The 16,040-nt window shown below is 68.3% G+C and carries 14 protein-coding genes; 7 read left to right on the top strand and 7 right to left on the bottom strand.

Going from position 1 to position 16,040, the window contains the following annotated elements:
• The first annotated feature begins 20 nt into the window (after positions 1 to 20).
• Positions 21 to 2,084: a prolyl oligopeptidase family serine peptidase gene (locus tag ASE72_RS01030; RefSeq protein ID WP_056018619.1), complete on the top strand. Its 2,064-nt coding sequence runs from the start codon at positions 21 to 23 to the stop codon at positions 2,082 to 2,084.
• Positions 2,085 to 2,358: 274 nt separating this feature from the next.
• Here the strand turns inward: ASE72_RS01030 and ASE72_RS01025 are convergent, their stop codons facing one another.
• The 3 genes from ASE72_RS01025 to ASE72_RS01015 all read right to left on the bottom strand — a co-directional run bounded on the left by ASE72_RS01025 (position 2,359) and on the right by ASE72_RS01015 (position 5,744).
• A complete protein-coding gene (locus ASE72_RS01025; protein WP_056015595.1) occupies positions 2,359 to 2,916 on the bottom strand; it encodes a glycine zipper 2TM domain-containing protein in 558 nt (185 codons plus the stop codon).
• 119 nt (positions 2,917 to 3,035) lie between these two features.
• Complete coding sequence (locus ASE72_RS19500) at positions 3,036 to 3,326, bottom strand: hypothetical protein (protein WP_082445712.1); 291 nt, start codon at positions 3,324 to 3,326, stop codon at positions 3,036 to 3,038.
• A 126-nt stretch (positions 3,327 to 3,452) separates the two neighbouring features.
• On the bottom strand, positions 3,453 to 5,744 hold the full coding sequence (locus ASE72_RS01015) for an ATP-dependent helicase (protein WP_443024694.1): 2,292 nt from the start codon (positions 5,742 to 5,744) through the stop codon (positions 3,453 to 3,455).
• Between the two features lie 101 nt (positions 5,745 to 5,845).
• Here ASE72_RS01015 and ASE72_RS01010 point away from each other — a divergent pair, with 101 nt between their 5' ends.
• The 4 genes from ASE72_RS01010 (at position 5,846) to ASE72_RS00995 (ending at position 10,060) form a co-directional block, all read left to right on the top strand.
• The gene (locus ASE72_RS01010) at positions 5,846 to 6,241 is read left to right on the top strand and encodes a GFA family protein (protein WP_056015592.1); all 396 of its coding nucleotides are present in this window, start codon (positions 5,846 to 5,848) and stop codon (positions 6,239 to 6,241) included.
• A 223-nt stretch (positions 6,242 to 6,464) separates the two neighbouring features.
• Entirely contained in the window at positions 6,465 to 6,791 is a 327-nt protein-coding gene (locus tag ASE72_RS01005; RefSeq protein ID WP_082445711.1) for a UrcA family protein, read from the top strand.
• A gap of 291 nt (positions 6,792 to 7,082) precedes the next feature.
• On the top strand, positions 7,083 to 8,729 hold the full coding sequence (locus ASE72_RS01000; protein ID WP_056015588.1) for an inorganic phosphate transporter: 1,647 nt from the start codon (positions 7,083 to 7,085) through the stop codon (positions 8,727 to 8,729).
• A 71-nt stretch (positions 8,730 to 8,800) separates the two neighbouring features.
• Entirely contained in the window at positions 8,801 to 10,060 is a 1,260-nt protein-coding gene (locus tag ASE72_RS00995) for an MFS transporter (RefSeq protein WP_056015586.1), read from the top strand.
• A 35-nt stretch (positions 10,061 to 10,095) separates the two neighbouring features.
• Here the strand turns inward: ASE72_RS00995 and rsmD are convergent, their stop codons facing one another.
• Positions 10,096 to 10,632 carry a 16S rRNA (guanine(966)-N(2))-methyltransferase RsmD gene (rsmD, locus tag ASE72_RS00990; RefSeq protein WP_056015585.1) on the bottom strand — a complete coding sequence of 179 codons (537 nt, stop codon included), beginning with the start codon at positions 10,630 to 10,632 and terminating at the stop codon, positions 10,096 to 10,098.
• Entirely contained in the window at positions 10,632 to 12,221 is a 1,590-nt protein-coding gene (locus tag ASE72_RS20740) for a pseudouridine synthase (RefSeq protein ID WP_235532182.1), read from the bottom strand. Before ASE72_RS20740 ends, rsmD begins: the two co-directional genes overlap by 1 nt.
• 120 nt (positions 12,222 to 12,341) lie before the next feature.
• On the opposite strand from ASE72_RS20740, the gene ASE72_RS00980 reads away from it, so the two are divergent.
• Complete coding sequence (locus ASE72_RS00980; protein ID WP_056015583.1) at positions 12,342 to 12,773, top strand: response regulator; 432 nt, start codon at positions 12,342 to 12,344, stop codon at positions 12,771 to 12,773.
• Positions 12,774 to 12,861: 88 nt separating this feature from the next.
• Positions 12,862 to 14,208 (top strand): AmpG family muropeptide MFS transporter, encoded by a 1,347-nt coding sequence (locus ASE72_RS00975; RefSeq protein WP_056015581.1) that lies wholly within the window; start codon positions 12,862 to 12,864, stop codon positions 14,206 to 14,208.
• A 5-nt stretch (positions 14,209 to 14,213) separates the two neighbouring features.
• On the opposite strand, the gene ASE72_RS00970 is transcribed toward ASE72_RS00975, so the two are convergent.
• Both ASE72_RS00970 and ASE72_RS00965 read right to left on the bottom strand, forming a co-directional pair.
• Entirely contained in the window at positions 14,214 to 14,642 is a 429-nt protein-coding gene (locus ASE72_RS00970) for a DUF6628 family protein (RefSeq protein WP_056015579.1), read from the bottom strand.
• A 70-nt stretch (positions 14,643 to 14,712) separates the two neighbouring features.
• Entirely contained in the window at positions 14,713 to 16,032 is a 1,320-nt protein-coding gene (locus ASE72_RS00965; protein ID WP_056015577.1) for a bifunctional folylpolyglutamate synthase/dihydrofolate synthase, read from the bottom strand.
• Positions 16,033 to 16,040: the final 8 nt, after the last annotated feature.

Raw genomic sequence — 16,040 nt, 5'->3', positions numbered from 1 at the left:
CGCTCGCCCAAGTCGCATCGATGACCACGCCCAACGCTTCCAAGGCCCCGCAGGCCGACGCCGCTGCCGACCCCTATATCTGGCTCGAGGACAAGGACGGTGCGAAGCCGCTTGCCTGGGTCGAGGCGGAAAATGCCGTGACGCTGCCGCGGCTGCAGAACGACCCGCGCTACAAGAGCTTCTATGCCGAGGCGCTGGCGATCGCGGCGGCGAAGGACCGGATCCCGATGCCCGACCAGCGGTTCGGCCGGATCTACAATTTCTGGCGCGATGCCGAGCATCCGCAGGGGATCTGGCGCTGGACGAGCGAGGCGGGCTACGCGCAGGCGACCCCCGTCTGGACCACCGCGCTCGATCTCGACGCGCTGAGCAAGGCGGAGGGCAAGAAATGGGTCTGGAAGGGTGCGACCTGCCTCCAGCCCGACGAGCGATTGTGCCTGGTGTCGCTGTCCGAAGGCGGCGAGGACGCGGTGACGTACCGCGAATTCGACCTCCAGACCGGGCAGTTCGTCCCCGGCGGCTTCACGCTGCCGACCTCGAAGCAAGGCGCGTCATGGGTCGACAAGGACACGCTGCTGGTCGCGCGCGACTGGGGCGCGGGATCGATGACCGCATCGGGCTATCCGTTCGTCGTGAAGGAGGTCAAGCGCGGCCAGCCGCTGAGCGCGGCGCGCGAGATCTTCCGCGGCGAGACGTCGGATCAGCTCGGCACCTATGCCGGCGTGATGACCGACGGGCAGGGCAATCGCGTGACGATGATCCAGCGGCGGCCGACGTTCTTCGGCGGCGAGAAGCACGTGGTGACGCCCACCGGACTGGTGAAGCTCGACGTTCCGGCGCGGGTGTTTCCGTCGGGGATGGTCGACGGGCATGTGATCTTCTCGACCAGCGAGGCGTGGGGGCAGATCCCGGCGGGTGCGATCGCGTCGGCACCGCTCGACGAGGTGCGCAAGGGCCGGTTCACGCCGACGCTGATCTTCGCGCCCAACGCGCGCCAGTCGGTCGATGGCGTGTCGGTGACGCGCGATCACGTCGTGGCGAGCGTGTATGACAATGTGCGCGGCCGGGCGATGGTGTTCACGCGCGGCAAGACGGGATGGACGTCGCGCGCGGTCGCGTTGCCCGACAACGCCTCGATCGACGTCGCGAGCACGACCGATCGCAGCAATGCGACGTTCGTACAGGTCACGGGCTTCCTTCAGCCGACGACGTTGTGGACGCTGGATGCGGGCCCGACGGGGGTTCCGAAGCAGGTCAAGGCGCTGCCGGCGAAATTCGACGCCTCAAACGACATCGTCGAGCAGTTCGAAGCGGTTTCGACCGATGGCACGAAGATTCCGTATTTCGTGGTCCACCGCAAGGGCGTGCCGCTCGACGGGACGACGCCGACGATCATGACCGCCTATGGCGGGTTCGAATCGTCGATGACGCCCTATTATTCGGGGGTGATGGGCAAGCTGTGGCTCGAGCGCGGCGGCAGCTTCGTGCTCGCCAACATCCGCGGCGGCGGCGAGTTCGGGCCGAAATGGCATGACGCGGGGCGCAAGACGAAGCGGCAGATCATCTATGACGATTTCGCGGCGGTCGGGAAGGACCTGATCGCGCGCAAGCTGACGAGCACGAAGACGCTCGGCATCTATGGCGGGTCGAATGGCGGGCTGCTGATGGGGGTCGAGTTCAACCAGCACCCCGATCTGTGGAAGGCGGTGACGATCCAGGTGCCGCTGCTCGACATGATCCGGTACGAGCAGATCGCCGCGGGCGCGTCGTGGGTCGACGAATATGGGTCGGTCGCGGTGCCGGAGGAAAAGGCGTTTCTCGAGACGATCTCGCCCTATCAGAACATCAAGCGCGGGGTGGCCTATCCCGAGCCGTATATCTGGACGACGACCAAGGACGACCGCGTCGGCCCGCAGCATGCGCGCAAGTTCGCCGCTCGGTTGAAGGAATATGGGCTGCCCTATCTGTTCTACGAGGATACCGCGGGCGGGCATTCGGGGGATGCGGACATCGAACAGGGCGCGCGGATGCAGGCGCTGCAGATGACCTATTTCGCGCAGAAGCTGATGGGGCCGGCAAAGTAGCAGCCGTCATCCTGGACTTGATCCAGGATCCAGAGCCGGACGCCGTGTCGCTCGCGGCTCTGGATCCTGACTTTCGTCAGGATGACGAGGGGGGCGGTGTGGTGGCCGCCATATTCTCCGTCATCCTGGGCTCGACCCAGGATCCAGGGTCGCGGGCGGTGCGGTTTATGGCTCTGGGTCCTGACTTTCGTCAGGATGACGGTTGGGGTGCGGGGACCGTGATCCTGGCCCTCGCCAGTGTCACGGTCCCGCGAACAAGTCGCAGCGCCGCGCGTCAGCGGCAGCGGATCTGGCTGTTGTTCTGTTCGACCGCGCGGCCCGCGAGACCGCCCGCGGCCGCGCCGAGCAGCGAGCCGACGATGCGCGAGCGGCCGCCGTCGATGACGTTGCCGAGGATGCCGCCACCCGCCGCGCCGATGATCAGCCCGGTCGTGCCGTCATTGCGCTTGCAATAATAGCGGCCGTCCTGCCCGGCATAGACGCGATCGTTCTCAGCGAGCGTGCGCTCCTGGTAATTGGGCGATGCGCGGTAATAGCGCGAGGGGTCGTAATTGCCCTCGTCGCGCTCGTCGGCATAGCCGTCTTGATAGCGGTCGGGCGCCTGGCGATAGCCGCCCTGCGACGGGGCGGGGGGCACATAGCCGCCGCCGCGGTTGCCGCGGAGCGACTGGTAGCGATCGAATTCCTGGCGGAAGATCTGCAATTCGCTGTCGAGCCGCGACTGGGCGGCGGCGAAGCGCGCGTCGTCGGCGCTGCTCTGCGCAGCGACGGGCGTGGCGGCGGACAGGCAGGTCGCGGCGATCACCGTCGCGAGGCCGAGAGAACGCTTCATGATCGAAATCCTTTCAGGGTTGGGTGACGTGGAACCGGGCGACGACACCGTGCCGCCGCCCGTCCTGGCGTTTGTCATGTCGTCGGCGGTGGCGACCGTGCGCCGCCACCGGGTTGTCATCAACGGCAGATCTGGACGCGGCGATGGTTGCGCCATTCGGTGCGGCAGCGGCGATTGTTGTTCCAATTGCGGCGGTCATTGCCGCGGCCGCGATAGCGACGGTCGTCGTGACGGCCGCGATGGTCATTGCGACGGTAATCACGGCGATCCGCGCGGTGCGGCCCGCGATGGTCGTTCTGGCTGTAGTGGCGATCGGGACCGGGGCCACGCTGCGCCTCGGCCGGCGCGACCACGCCCATGCCGAGCGTGGCAAGGGCAAGACCTGCCGCGAGTAGTTTGGTGAATTTCATGCGCTATCCTCTCGGACCCGAATATCGGGTGCACCGGCGATACGATTCCGCACCCGCATCGTTCCTGAACGCGATTGTCGGCTTGTGTACAGGTTCGCTTCGGTCGCCCCGGATTGGGACACGGCGTCAGGGCGCAAGCGTGACGAAGCTGTCCATGACGCGCTTGCGCCCCGCCTGTTCGAAATCGATCTCGAGCTTGTTGCCCTCGATCTCGGCGATGCTGCCATAGCCGAACTTCTGGTGGAACACGCGCATCCCGAGCGACAGGTCGTCGCGGCCCTTGTTGCCGAGGCTGATCGCGCTCGTGCGGCTCTCGACGACGCGCGCGGGTTTGGCGGAGAAGCCGCCGCCGGGGCTTGCCGCGCGCTGCCAGCCGGGGCCGCGGCCAGTGCCGCGCGCGACGTCGGCGAACGGATCGGCGCGGTCGGACCAGTTCGCCTGCCACAGGCTCGCGCCGCCCGACATCGTCGTCTCGGTGTCGGTATGTTCGTCGGGCAGCTCGGCGACGAAGCGCGAGGGGATCGACGAATTCCACTGGCCGTAGATGCGGCGGTTGGCGGCGTGGATGATGACCGCCAGCCGGCGCGCGCGCGTGATCGCGACATAGGCGAGGCGGCGTTCCTCCTCGAGGCTCTTGACGCCGCCCTCGTCGAGCGAGCGCTGCGAGGGGAACAGCCCTTCTTCCCAGCCGACGCAGAAGACGGTGTCGTATTCAAGGCCCTTGGCGGCGTGGATCGTCATGATCGTGACCTGCGGATCCTGCGCGCCGCCCTCATTGTCCATGACCAGCGAGACATGCTCGAGGAACGCGCCGAGCGAGTCGTACTCCTCCATCGCGCGGACGAGTTCGCTCAGATTCTCGAGCCGGCCGGTCGCCTCGACCGACTTCTCAGCCTGGTACATCGCGGTATAACCGCTCTCGTCGAGCAATTGCCGTGCGAGTTCGGCGTGCGGCAGGGTGGTCGCCATGTCGCGCCAGCGCGCGATGTCGCCGACGAGGCGGCCGAGCGATTTCTTCGCGGCGCCGGTCAGCTCGTCGGTATCGAGGATACGCGCGGCGGCGGTGGTCAGCGGCGTGCCGGTGGCGCGCGCGAGCTGGTGGATGCGCGCGACCGCCTTGTCGCCGAGCCCGCGCTTGGGGACGTTGACGATGCGTTCGAAGGCGAGGTCGTCCGCGGGCTGGTTGACGACACGTAGGTATGCCAGCGCGTCGCGGATTTCGGCGCGTTCGTAGAAGCGGAAGCCGCCGACGATCTTGTACGGCATGCCGATCGCGATGAAGCGGTCCTCGAACTCGCGCGTCTGGTGCTGCGCGCGGACCAGGATCGCGACGTCGTCCAAGGACTTGCCCGAGCGGCGGACGCTCTCGATCTCCTCGCCGACGCGGCGCGCTTCCTCGGGGCCGTCCCAGACGCCGATGACCTTCACCTTCTCGCCGACGTCGAGCTCGGTCCAGAGCTGCTTGCCGAGGCGGCCGCCATTGTTGGCGATCACGCCGCTCGCCGCGCCGAGGATGTGCGGCGTGCTGCGGTAATTCTGTTCGAGGCGGATGACCTTTGCGCCCGGAAAGTCGCGTTCGAACTTCAGGATGTTCTCGACCTGCGCGCCGCGCCACGAATAGATCGACTGGTCGTCGTCGCCGACACAGGCGATGTTCTTGCGCTCCTGCGCGAGCAGCCGCAGCCAGAGATATTGCGACGAGTTGGTGTCCTGATACTCGTCGACCATGATGTATTTGAAGCGCTGCTGATACTGGGCCAGCACGTCGCGGTGCGTCTTCAGGATGACGAGCATGTGGAGCAGCAGGTCGCCGAAATCGCACGCGTTGAGCGCGCGCAGCCGGGTCTGATATTGCTCGTACAGCTCGCCGCCGCGGCCGTTGGCGTAGCGCTCGCTCTCGCCCGCATCGATATCGGCGGGGACGAGGCCCTTGTTCTTCCACTGGTCGATCAGCCCGGCTAGGCTGCGCGTCGGGAAGCGCTTCTCGTCGATATCGGCGGCGAGGATGACCTGCTTGAGCAACCGCAGCTGGTCGTCGGTGTCGAGGATCGTGAAATTGGACTGCAGCCCGACGAGTTCGGCATGGCGGCGCAGCATCTTGGCGGCGATCGCGTGGAAGGTGCCGAGCCACGGCATCCCCTCGACCGCGTCGCCGACCAGACGCCCGACGCGCTCGCGCATCTCGCGTGCGGCCTTGTTGGTGAAGGTGACGCTGAGGATCTCCGACGGCCACGCCTTCTTGGTGAAGATCAGATGCGCGAGTCGCGCGGTCAGCGCCGCGGTCTTGCCGGTGCCCGCGCCGGCGATGATCAGGACGGGGCCGTCGGTGGTCAGCACCGCCTCGCGCTGGGGATCGTTGAGGCCGCGGAGATAGGGCGGCTGGCGGTTTGCGTCGGACGGATGGGCGATCTGGTTCACCGGTGAACAGGTAGGGAACGGGGGGCGATGGGGCAAGCCGGTAAGGCTTGCACGGGGTGGCGATGTGTGGAACAAATCAGGAATATAATCGGGAGGCGTGCATGTTGTCGGGACGATGCCACTGTGGAGCGATCCACTATGTCGCGACGGGTGAGGCGGCGCATCACGCGCTGTGCCACTGTGAGGATTGCCGCCGCAGCGCAGGCGCGCCGATGGTCGGCTGGATCGCGTTCAGGACCGAGCAGGTGACGATCTCGGGCGATCCGGTGACCTATGCGTCGTGCGAGCATGGGCGGCGAAAGTTCTGCGGGACGTGCGGGACGGGCCTGTTCTACACCAACCCGGTTGCGCTGCCGGGGATCATCGACATCCAGTCGTGCACGCTCGACGATCCCGAGTCGGTCGCACCGGGGGCGCAAATCCAGGTTGCGGAGCGGCTGGCGTGGATGGCGGATCTGGCGAGCCTGCCCGAATTCGCGCGCTATCCGGGGATGTGAACGGGCGTGCCGTCGCCATCCGGGTGCGGGGAATCGAAATCGCAGGGCGACCGATGAACCGTCGCCAAACCGTCGCGGGCGCGTAACGATCCGGGCGTAGGGCGTGCGCAGCGACGAGGGTCTTCGTCGGAGAGGCCGCGCAGAGACGGTCCTCCCGGCGCTCGGTCATTGTCGCGCGCAGGCGGCGTGCCTGCGGACCGCAGGACCAACAAAGGACGTCATCATGAAGATTCTCCACAGCGTCGCTTTGGCGGCGATCGCCTCCGCGTGCCTTTTTGCGACCGGCGCTGCCGCCGATCCGGTGCGCGACCCCGTCACGATCCGTGTCTCGCACGCCGGGCTCGACCTCACGAACGATGCCGGGCGGCGCGTGCTCGCGCGTCGCGTCGAGTCGGCGGTCAATCGCGTGTGTGCGCCGCGGACCGGCGGACTAAACGCGTTCGCCGAGTCGCGCCGGTGCCGCGCGGACATGATGCAGGACGCCACGGTGCAGACCGCGGCTTTGCTGGAGCGCAACGGGACGCAGCTCGCGAGCCTCGCGGGGCGGTGACGGGGTAAGCGTGTTCGCGCCCGACCTCGTGCCCGATTGATGGAGCGCCGCTGTTGATACGGTCCCCCCGGGCATGGGGAGGACTGTATCAGCGTGCTCCCGTCCTCCCCCTCCGTCAGGCTGCGCCTGCCACCTCCCCCTGGCTGGGGAGGATAGGGGGCGGTTGCGCTCTGTACGGTCGCCTGCGTGACGCATCTCGATCGGGGGCGCGCGCTACGAGTTTTCCCGTCCCGGGACGGCGATGCACGGCGTTGTCATAAAGTTGTAATCGTAAGGGCCGACTGCGCGATCATGGCTACTTCCACATTGACGGTCGAGGCGATCGACCGCGCGCCGCGCAGCGGGCCGCGGCTCGATCATGATCTTCATCCGGCCGGGCGCTGGATCTTCCTCGCGGTGCTGGTCGGGGGGCTGGCCTATGCGGGGTTCAGCATCGTCGTCGATACCGCGCAGGTCGGCGAATCGATGGCGGTGGGGGCGTTCGCCTTCCTCGCGCTCGCGCTGCTGATCGCGCTCGGCTTCGAGTTCGTGAACGGCTTCCACGACACCGCCAACGCGGTGGCGACGGTGATCTACACGCATGCGATGCCTGCGCCGCTTGCGGTGGTGTGGTCGGGGTTCTTCAATTTCCTGGGCGTGATCCTGTCGTCGGGTGCGGTCGCCTATTCGATCGTCACGCTGCTGCCGGTCGACCTGATCCTGCACGTCGGCAGCGCTGGCGGCTTCGCGATGATCTTCGCGCTGCTGCTGGCCGCGATCCTGTGGAACCTCGCGACCTGGTTCGTCGGGTTGCCCAATTCGTCGAGCCACGCGCTGATCGGGTCGATCCTCGGCGTCGGCCTCGCCAACCAGCTGATCACGGGCGGCCCCGACGGCACGTCGGGCGTCGACATGGCGCAGGTGTGGAAAGTGTTGTCCGCGCTCGCGTTCAGCCCGCTGATCGGGTTCGCGGGCGCGCTGCTGCTGCTGCTCGTGATGAAACGCTTCCTGCGCGACCGCAAGCTGTACGAAGCGCCCGAGGGCAACACGCCGCCGCCGCGCGGGATTCGCGCGCTGTTGATCGGCACCTGCACCGCGGTGAGCTTCGCGCACGGCAGCAACGACGGGCAGAAGGGGATGGGGCTGATCATGCTCATCCTGATCGGCTGCGCGCCGACCGCCTATGCGCTGAACCGGACGATGCCCGAAAGCGCGACGCCGGCGTTCGTGCAGACCGCCCGCGCCGCGTCCGCCGCGTATGGCGCGCACGCCAATGGCGCGCCCGCGACCATCGACGCGGCGCGCGCCGCGGTGACGGGCGCGCTGAAGACCAAGCAGGTTTCGGATCCGTTCGTCTATGGCGCGCTGGCGTCGCTGTCGGACGACGTCTCGACGCGGATTGCGGGCTATGGCTCGCTCGGCAAGGTGCCCGCGGCCGCGACGTCGAACCTGCGCAACGACATGTACCTCGTGCTCGACACGACCAAGCTGGTGGTGGCGGACAAGCGCGCGCAGAGCCGCTTCACCGCGCAGGAGATCACGACGCTCAAATCCTATGGCGGGCAGCTCGAAAAGGGCACGCGCTATATCCCGATCTGGGTAAAGGTCACGGTCGCGCTGGCGCTCGGGCTCGGGACGATGGTCGGGTGGAAGCGGATCGTTGTGACCGTCGGCGAACGGATCGGCAAGACGCATCTGACGTACGGCATGGGCGCTTCGGCCGAGCTGGTGGCGGCGGCGACGATCATGATGGCGGACCGGTTCGGCCTGCCCGTGTCGACGACGCATATCCTGTCGTCGGGCGTCGCGGGCGCAAGCGTCGCCAATGGCGGCGGGCTTCAGCGCCGGACGATCCTCAACATGGCGCTCGCATGGATCATGACGCTGCCGGTGGCGATGCTGTTGTCGGGCGGGCTCTACTGGATGTTGCTGATGCTGGCACGCACGCTGGGCTACTGATCGCGCATACGCCAGCATCGTGAGGCGGCGTTGCGATTGACGCACGCGCGCGGTACGGCGATGCACACGGCATGAGCACGCTTAGGTCCAACCGCCGTATCCTTGCCGCCAGCCTGGTCGGCACCGCGGTCGAATTCTACGACTTCTACATCTATGCGACCGCAGCCGCGCTCGTGTTCGGGCCGCTGTTCTTCGCGGGCCAGTCGGCGTCGGCGCAGCTGTTGCTGAGCTATGCGACGTTCGGGCTGGCGTTCGTCGCGCGGCCGGTGGGCGCGGTGCTGTTCGGGCATTTCGGCGACCGCGTCGGGCGCAAGTCGACGCTGGTCGCCTCGCTGTTGCTGATGGGTGGATCGACCGTCGCGATCGCGTTCCTGCCGACCTATGCGCAGGTCGGCTGGTGGGCGCCGGCGCTGCTCTGCCTGATGCGGCTGGGGCAAGGATTGGGGCTGGGTGGCGAATGGGGCGGCGCGGCGCTGCTCGCGGTCGAGAATGCGCCGCCGCACCGCCGCAACACGTTCGGGATGTTCCCGCCGCTCGGCGCGCCGGTCGGGTTCCTCGCGGCCAACGGGCTGTTCCTGATCATCGGGCTGGTGCTCGACGACGCGCAGTTCCTCGCCTGGGGGTGGCGGATCCCGTTCCTCGTCAGCGCGGTGCTGGTCGGGCTGGGGCTGTGGGTGCGGCTGAAGCTGACCGAGACGCCCGCGTTTCTAGAAGCGGAGAAGACCGATGCGATCCCGCGCGTGCCGATCGCCGAGCTGCTGACGCGGCATCTGCGCGCGACGCTGGCGGGGACGTTCGGGGTGATCGCGTGTTTTGCGCTCTTCTATCTCGCGACCGCATTCGCGCTCGGCTACGGCACCAAGACGCTCGGCTATTCGCGCGAGGCGTTCCTCGGCGTCGAGCTGGTCGCGATCTGGTTCCTCGCGGCGGGGGTGATCCTCGCGAGCGTGCTGGCGGATCGCTATTCGGCGGCGCGGATGCTCAGCGTCGGGTTTGCGGGCTGCATCGTCGTCGGCGCGCTGATGGGGCCGATGCTGGGATCGGGATCGCTGGTCACGGTGTCGCTCTGGCTGTCGGGCGCGCTGTTCGTGATGGGGTTCGCCTATGGCCCGCTCGGCGGGTGGCTGCCGAGCCTGTTTCCGGCGGGCGTGCGCTATACCGGCGTGTCAATGACGTTCAATCTGGGCGGCGTGCTTGGCGGGGCGCTCGCGCCGATCGTGGCGGAGGCGCTGGCACCGCGCGGGCTGGGGCTGGTCGGGGTGTATCTGATGGCCGCGGGGGTGCTGAGCCTTGGCGGGCTGCTGATCGTCGGGCGCCGCGCCGACGCGTAGGACGGGGTCTCCCGCTTGCGCGGGAGACCGTTACGTCAGGCGGGGCGCAGCAGCGTCAGCCGCGCCTTGCCATGGACGCGTGTGGCGTCGACCTCGAAGCCCGCCAGTTCGACGACCTCCGCCTTCGCCGTCTCGAGGCTGATCCACGTCGCCGGGCTCGTCCAGCCGAGCCGGGCGAGCTTGTCGAGCGCGACGAGGCCCGCACCGGTGTCATAGGGCGGATCCATCAGGATGATGTCGAGCGGCGCGGGCGCGGGGCCCATCGCCATCACCGAGGTCGCACGGACGTCGCCGCGAATGCCGAGCTTGGCGAGATTGCCCTTCAGCGCATCGAGCGCGGGCTTGTCCTGCTCGACGAACAGGCACGATCCCGCACCGCGCGACAAGGCCTCGATCCCGAGCGCGCCCGAGCCCGCGAAGAGATCGGCGACCGCGAGGCCTTCGAAACTGCCGACCCGGCTGGTCAGCATCGAGAACAAAGCCTCGCGCATGCGATCGGCGGTCGGGCGGGTCGCGTCACCCTTGGGCGCGACGATCTGGCGACCGCGATACTGGCCTGCGATGATGCGCATCAGCGTTTACCTCCGCGTGGTGCACGGGGCGGGTGACCGCGCCCCCCTGATGGACCCTTGCCGGGACCGGCGGGGCGGCTGCCGCGCTCGGGCCGGGCGGGGGCGTCGCGCGACGTATCGCGGGTCGGGCGCGGATCGGCGCCCGGGCGTCCGGCGGCGCTGCGGGCCGCGCGCTTGTCGAGACCGCTGCGGGCGCGCGAGTCGTCGGCCTGCGGGCGGAAGCCACGCGTCGGCTCCTGACGCTGCGGCGTGTCGGAACGCCGTGTGCCGATGGTGCCACCGCCGCCGACGCGGGTCGGCGCGGCGCGCTCGCGCGGCGGCTTGGCGGCACGGAAATGCTTGATCTTGGGGCTGGTGCTCAGTTCCTCGCCGCGGTCCGCACGCTCCTGGCGCGCATAGGGGCGGTCGGTGGCGCCGGTGTTCGCACCGGTCGCGCGGGCGTGATGCGTGGCAGGCGCGCGATTGCCGCCGCGCGCGTCGGGCTTTGCCCAAGGGTCAGTGACGTCGCCGCGGACCATCGCCGCGGTCGGGCGGATCCGTTCGGGGCGTGCCGGGCGCGCAGGACGCGCAGCACGATCCGCGGGCGGGGCACCGGTCGAAAAGCCCGAGCTGGCGGGGGCGGCATAGGGACTGCGCACCGGCTGGCGCGGCGCACCCGTCGTCGGGCGGGCAGCGGGGGCGGGGCGGGGCGTATTGGCACCACGCTGGCTTGACTTGACGCCGATGCCTGCACCCGCGCCGGCACTCGCGCTGATGCCGACGTTGGGACGCGCGCCGGGGCCCTCGGGCTTGCCGCGCGCGAGCTCCTTCTGGAAGGCTACAACGTCGTGCTGCAGCACTTCGCCGATCTGACCGGGCGCGAGATCGCCGAGCACGAACGGACCATAGCGCGTGCGGATCAGGCGCGACACCTGGAGACCCAGATGCTCGAGCACGCGGCGGACTTCGCGGTTCTTGCCCTCGGTCAGGATCATCTCGATCCAGACGTTCGCGCCGGTGCGGCGTTCGATATTGGCGTTGATCGAGCCGTAGCGGACACCCTCGATCTCGATCCCCTCGATCAGCTCCTCGAGCTGCGGCTGCGTGATGTTGCCATAGGCGCGCGCGCGATAGGCGCGTTCGACGCCGGTCGCGGGGAGTTCGAGCTGGCGTTTGAGGCCACCGTCGGTGGTCATCAGCAACAGCCCCTCGGTGTTGAGATCGAGGCGACCGACGGGGACGAGTCGCGGCAGCTCGCGCGGCAGGCGATCGTAGATCGTCGTTCGGCCCGCCGGATCGCGCTCGGTGACGAGCAGCCCGGTCGGCTTGTGATAGAGGAACAGCCGCGCCGCGCTCGGCGCCTCGACCGGGTCGCCGTCGACGGTAACGCCGGCGAGATTGCGCAGGATCGTCGCGGGCGTGTCGAGCGTGGTGCCGTTGAGCGCGACTCGCCCCTCGGCGATCATGCGCTCGATGTCGCGACGCGACGCGATGCCCGCGCGCGCAAGCAATTTGGCGATGCGATCGCCCTTGATGGGGGCTGCTGGAGCTGGTGCGGGCGCGTCGTTCGACGGGCTGGCAGTCGGGTTGTCGTCTTTTGAAGTCGTCATGGCGCGGCTGATACTATGGATCGCACCGCAGCGCGAAAATATTTGCGTCCCTTAGCGCTGCCGCTGCGTTATGTGGCACAAGCGTAACGACCTATCGTTGCGCGCGGGGGCCCCGTCTCGATGCTGTTCGGAAAGAAGAAGCGGTTGATCGTTCGCCTGCTGGTCGTCGAGGACGAACCGCTGATCGCATTCGACACCGAATATTTCCTGACCGAATCGAAATTCACCGTCGTCGCGACGGTCGACCGGGTCAGCGATGCGCTTGCGGTGATCGAAAGCGGATCGGCGATCGATCTCGTCCTTGCCGACGTCAGCCTGAGCGACGGGTCGGGGCTGGACGTCGCGCGCGCCGCGCTCGCCAAGGGTGTCCCGGTGCTGTTCGTGACGGGGAATTGTCCGATCGAGGCGACCACGCTCGCCGCCGGGTGCCTGTCGAAGCCCTATTCGCAGCGCGACCTGCTCGGCGCGATCGCGGCGATCGAGGCGCAGATCGGTGGCGTCGTCCCCAAGCGTCTGCCCTCAGGCTTCCGGCTGTTCGCTACGCCAGCATAGCAGGCGTGCGAGCGGGGTAGGAACGCGTGTTTCCCCCCGCTGACGTCTTGCCGCTTTCCTCGCGTCGACAGCCCGCTATGGTCGCGGCATGTCCGTTACCACAGTCCAGCGTCGCTCGCTGCTCGCCACGCTTGCACCCTATCTTCGTCCGAGACCGGTCGCGGCCCTGCTGCTGGGCATATCCAGCGGGTTTCCGCTCGCGCTGCTGCTCGGGACAATGGGCTATTGGTTGTCGAAGGTCGGGATCGACAAGAAGACGATCGGGTTCGCGATCGGGCTTACGACACCGTATACGCTGAAGTTTCTCTGGGCGCCGTTCATCGACCGGTTCGAGATCCCGGTCCTGACGCGGTGGGTGGGGCAGCGTCGTGCGTGGCTGTTCGTCGTGCAGGCGTTGCTGTTCGGGTCGGTCTGGATGCTGGGGTTCAGCGCGCCGCAGGAGCATCTGGGGGTGTTCGCGTTCTGGGCGATCGTGACCGCGTTCCTCGGCGCGACGCAGGACATCGTGATCGACGCGTACCGGATCGAGATCCTGCCCGAAGACGAACTCCCGCACGGCACCGCGAACAACCAGTTCGGCTATCGGCTGGGCAATCTCGCGGCAGGGGTCGGCACGATCGCGATCGCCTCGTCCGAGGGGCTCGGGCTCGGCTGGGCGATGGGCTATGGGCTGACCGCATTCTGCGTCATTCCCGGCGCGCTCGCAGCGCTCTGGGCGGGCCGCGGGCTGCACGACAAGGTGCTGGCAAAGCAGGATGCGGCATCGGGTGGGGCGTCGCGCGGGCGCTGGCTCGAGGATACGATCATCGGGCCGTTCCGAGAGTTCTTCCAGCGTCGCGGCGCGGTGCTGATCCTGTTGTTCGTGCTGATCTACAAGCTTGGCGATGCGATGGGGCAGGGCATGCTCAACCCGATGATCGTCGAGCTGGGGTTCAGCGACACCGAATTCATCGCGATCAACAAGCTGGTCGGGTTCTGGGGGCTGATCGTCGGGACCGCGCTGGGTGCGCCGTTCATGGCGTGGCTGGGGCTCGGGCGCGCGCTGTTCGTGTCGGGCATGCTGATGATGCTCAGCAACTTCATGTTCGTGATCCTCGCCTGGCACGGCCATTCGAACACCTGGCTGACGATCGCGGTCGCGACCGAGCAGGTGACGAGCGGGATCGGGCTGACGGTGTTCGTCACCTATCTCTCGGGGCTGTCCAACCTCGCCTATACCGCGACGCAGTTCGCGCTGCTGTCGTCGTTTGCTGCGGTCGGCCGGACGTGGCTTGCGGCGCCCGCGGGCTATGCGGCCAATGCGCTGGGATGGCCGGGGTTCTGGATGTTGACGATGGTCGTCGCGATACCGGGGCTCGCGCTGCTGTGGATCCTGTGGCGGCAGGGCTTCGTCGTCGAAAGCGTGCGACGCGATCCCGCCATCGAAACGGAATAGCCGCGTCAGATCGTCACGGGCCGGCCCTCGTCGGCAAACGCGGCCGAGACCGCCGCGGCGCTGGCGAGAACACCATCGACGCGGCGAACGCCGAGCAGGTCGGCCATCAGCAGCCGTGCGGTATCTGGCGCATAGTCGATCCGGCTGATGATCGTCAGCAGCGCGTTCTCGGCGGGCGTCATCCGCGCACAGCAGCAGGGCGCGATCGCGATCGTGCCGGACGCCGTGCCCGCCAGATCGGCCATCAGCGCGCGCAGCAGGACGAGCGGGCGACGGAAATCCTGCCCGAACGCGGTGAACAGCAGGTGCGCCGCGCGCGCGTCGGACAGCCCGTTCGCGCCCATACGCCGGATCGCGAACAACGTGATCCGCGCATTTTCGCAGACCGGCAGTGCGTGCGGCAAGAGGGTGGTAGCGGTTCGTACATCGGTCATGGTCGCGCGACTCCGTGGTCTCGCGCTGATCGTCGCCCCTTCGTTAATGATAGTCAATATCAATAAGACATCAGTCGGGCAGCTCGTCGTTCGCCGCGAGCACTTCGCCCGCCAGATAGAGCGATCCCGCGATCAGGACGCAGGCGGGACCAGCATCCGTCGCGGCCACGGCGTCCAATGCGGCGGCCGGATCGGCTGCCGTCGCCACCGTCTTGCCAAACGTGCGCGCAAGGGCCGCGAGCGTCTCCGGCGCATGATGCGCATGCCCGGGAACGGGGATGGTGACCACGTGATCGACCGCGGGGGCGAGGATGCGCAGCACCGCGTCCGCGTCCTTGTTCGCGAGCATTCCGATGACCAGCGTCACGCGACGGCCGCGCGCGAGCGTCGGCAGGATGCGCGCGATCGGTTGCGCAGCGTTGGGATTGTGCGCGCCGTCGAGCCACAGGTCGCTGCCCATAGGCAGCCTCGCGCGGAGCGGGCCGTCGGCAAGACGCTGCATCCGCGCAGGCCAGCGGGCATGCGCCGACGCTGCATGAAGCGCGGCCTCGGGGATGGGCAGCGCGTGCTGGTGGCGAAGCATCGCGAACGCCAGCGCCAGGTTGCGCGATTGGTGCGGGCCGACGAGGCGGGGGCGGTCGGCGACGACGCTGCCTTCCGCATCGGTGTAGCGGACGGTCGTGCGCGTGGTGGTGCTGGTCCAGCTCATGCTCCGCGCGAGGACGGGTGCTCCCGCGGCGGCCGCGACGGCGGCGATCCGCGCGCGGAGCGGTTTGGGATAGTCCATCGTCACGAGCGGGACGCCGGGCTTGGCGATCCCCGCCTTCTCCCCCGCGATCGCGAGCAGCGTGTCGCCGAGAAACGCCTGGTGGTCGATCCCGAGCGCGGCGATGCCGGTGACGACGGGGTTGGGGATGACGTTGGTCGCATCGAGCCGGCCGCCGAGCCCGACTTCGACGATCGTCGCCGCGGCTGGCGTGCGCGCGAAGGCGAGGAAGGCGGCGGCGGTGGTGACCTCGAAGAAGCTGGCCTGCAGGTCGGCTGCGTGGTCGAGCACCTCTTCCAGCAACGCGGCGAGCAGGTCGTCCTCGATCAGCGATCCGGCGAGGCGGATGCGTTCGTTGAAGCGGACGAGGTGCGGGCTCGAATAGACATGGACGCTGTGTCCGGCCGCCTCGATCGCGGCGCGGAGAAAGGCGCAGGTCGAGCCCTTGCCGTTGGTCCCGGCGACATGGAAGACGGGCGGGAGCGACAGATGCGGGTCGCCGAGACGGCGCAGGAGCGCAGTGATCCGCTCGAGACCGAGAATGTCGGCGCCGGGCGACAGCGCGGTCGGCCGGTCGAGCTGCGCCTGTACGGCGGGCGAGGAGGAAACGGCGTGGTCGGGCATTCTTGGCT

The organism is Sphingomonas sp. Leaf20, assembly GCF_001421535.1.
In the GTDB taxonomy this organism is placed as follows: domain Bacteria; phylum Pseudomonadota; class Alphaproteobacteria; order Sphingomonadales; family Sphingomonadaceae; genus Sphingomonas.
The sequence above is the reverse complement of the archived record's forward strand: the minus strand, read 5'-3'. Positions and strand labels throughout refer to the sequence as shown.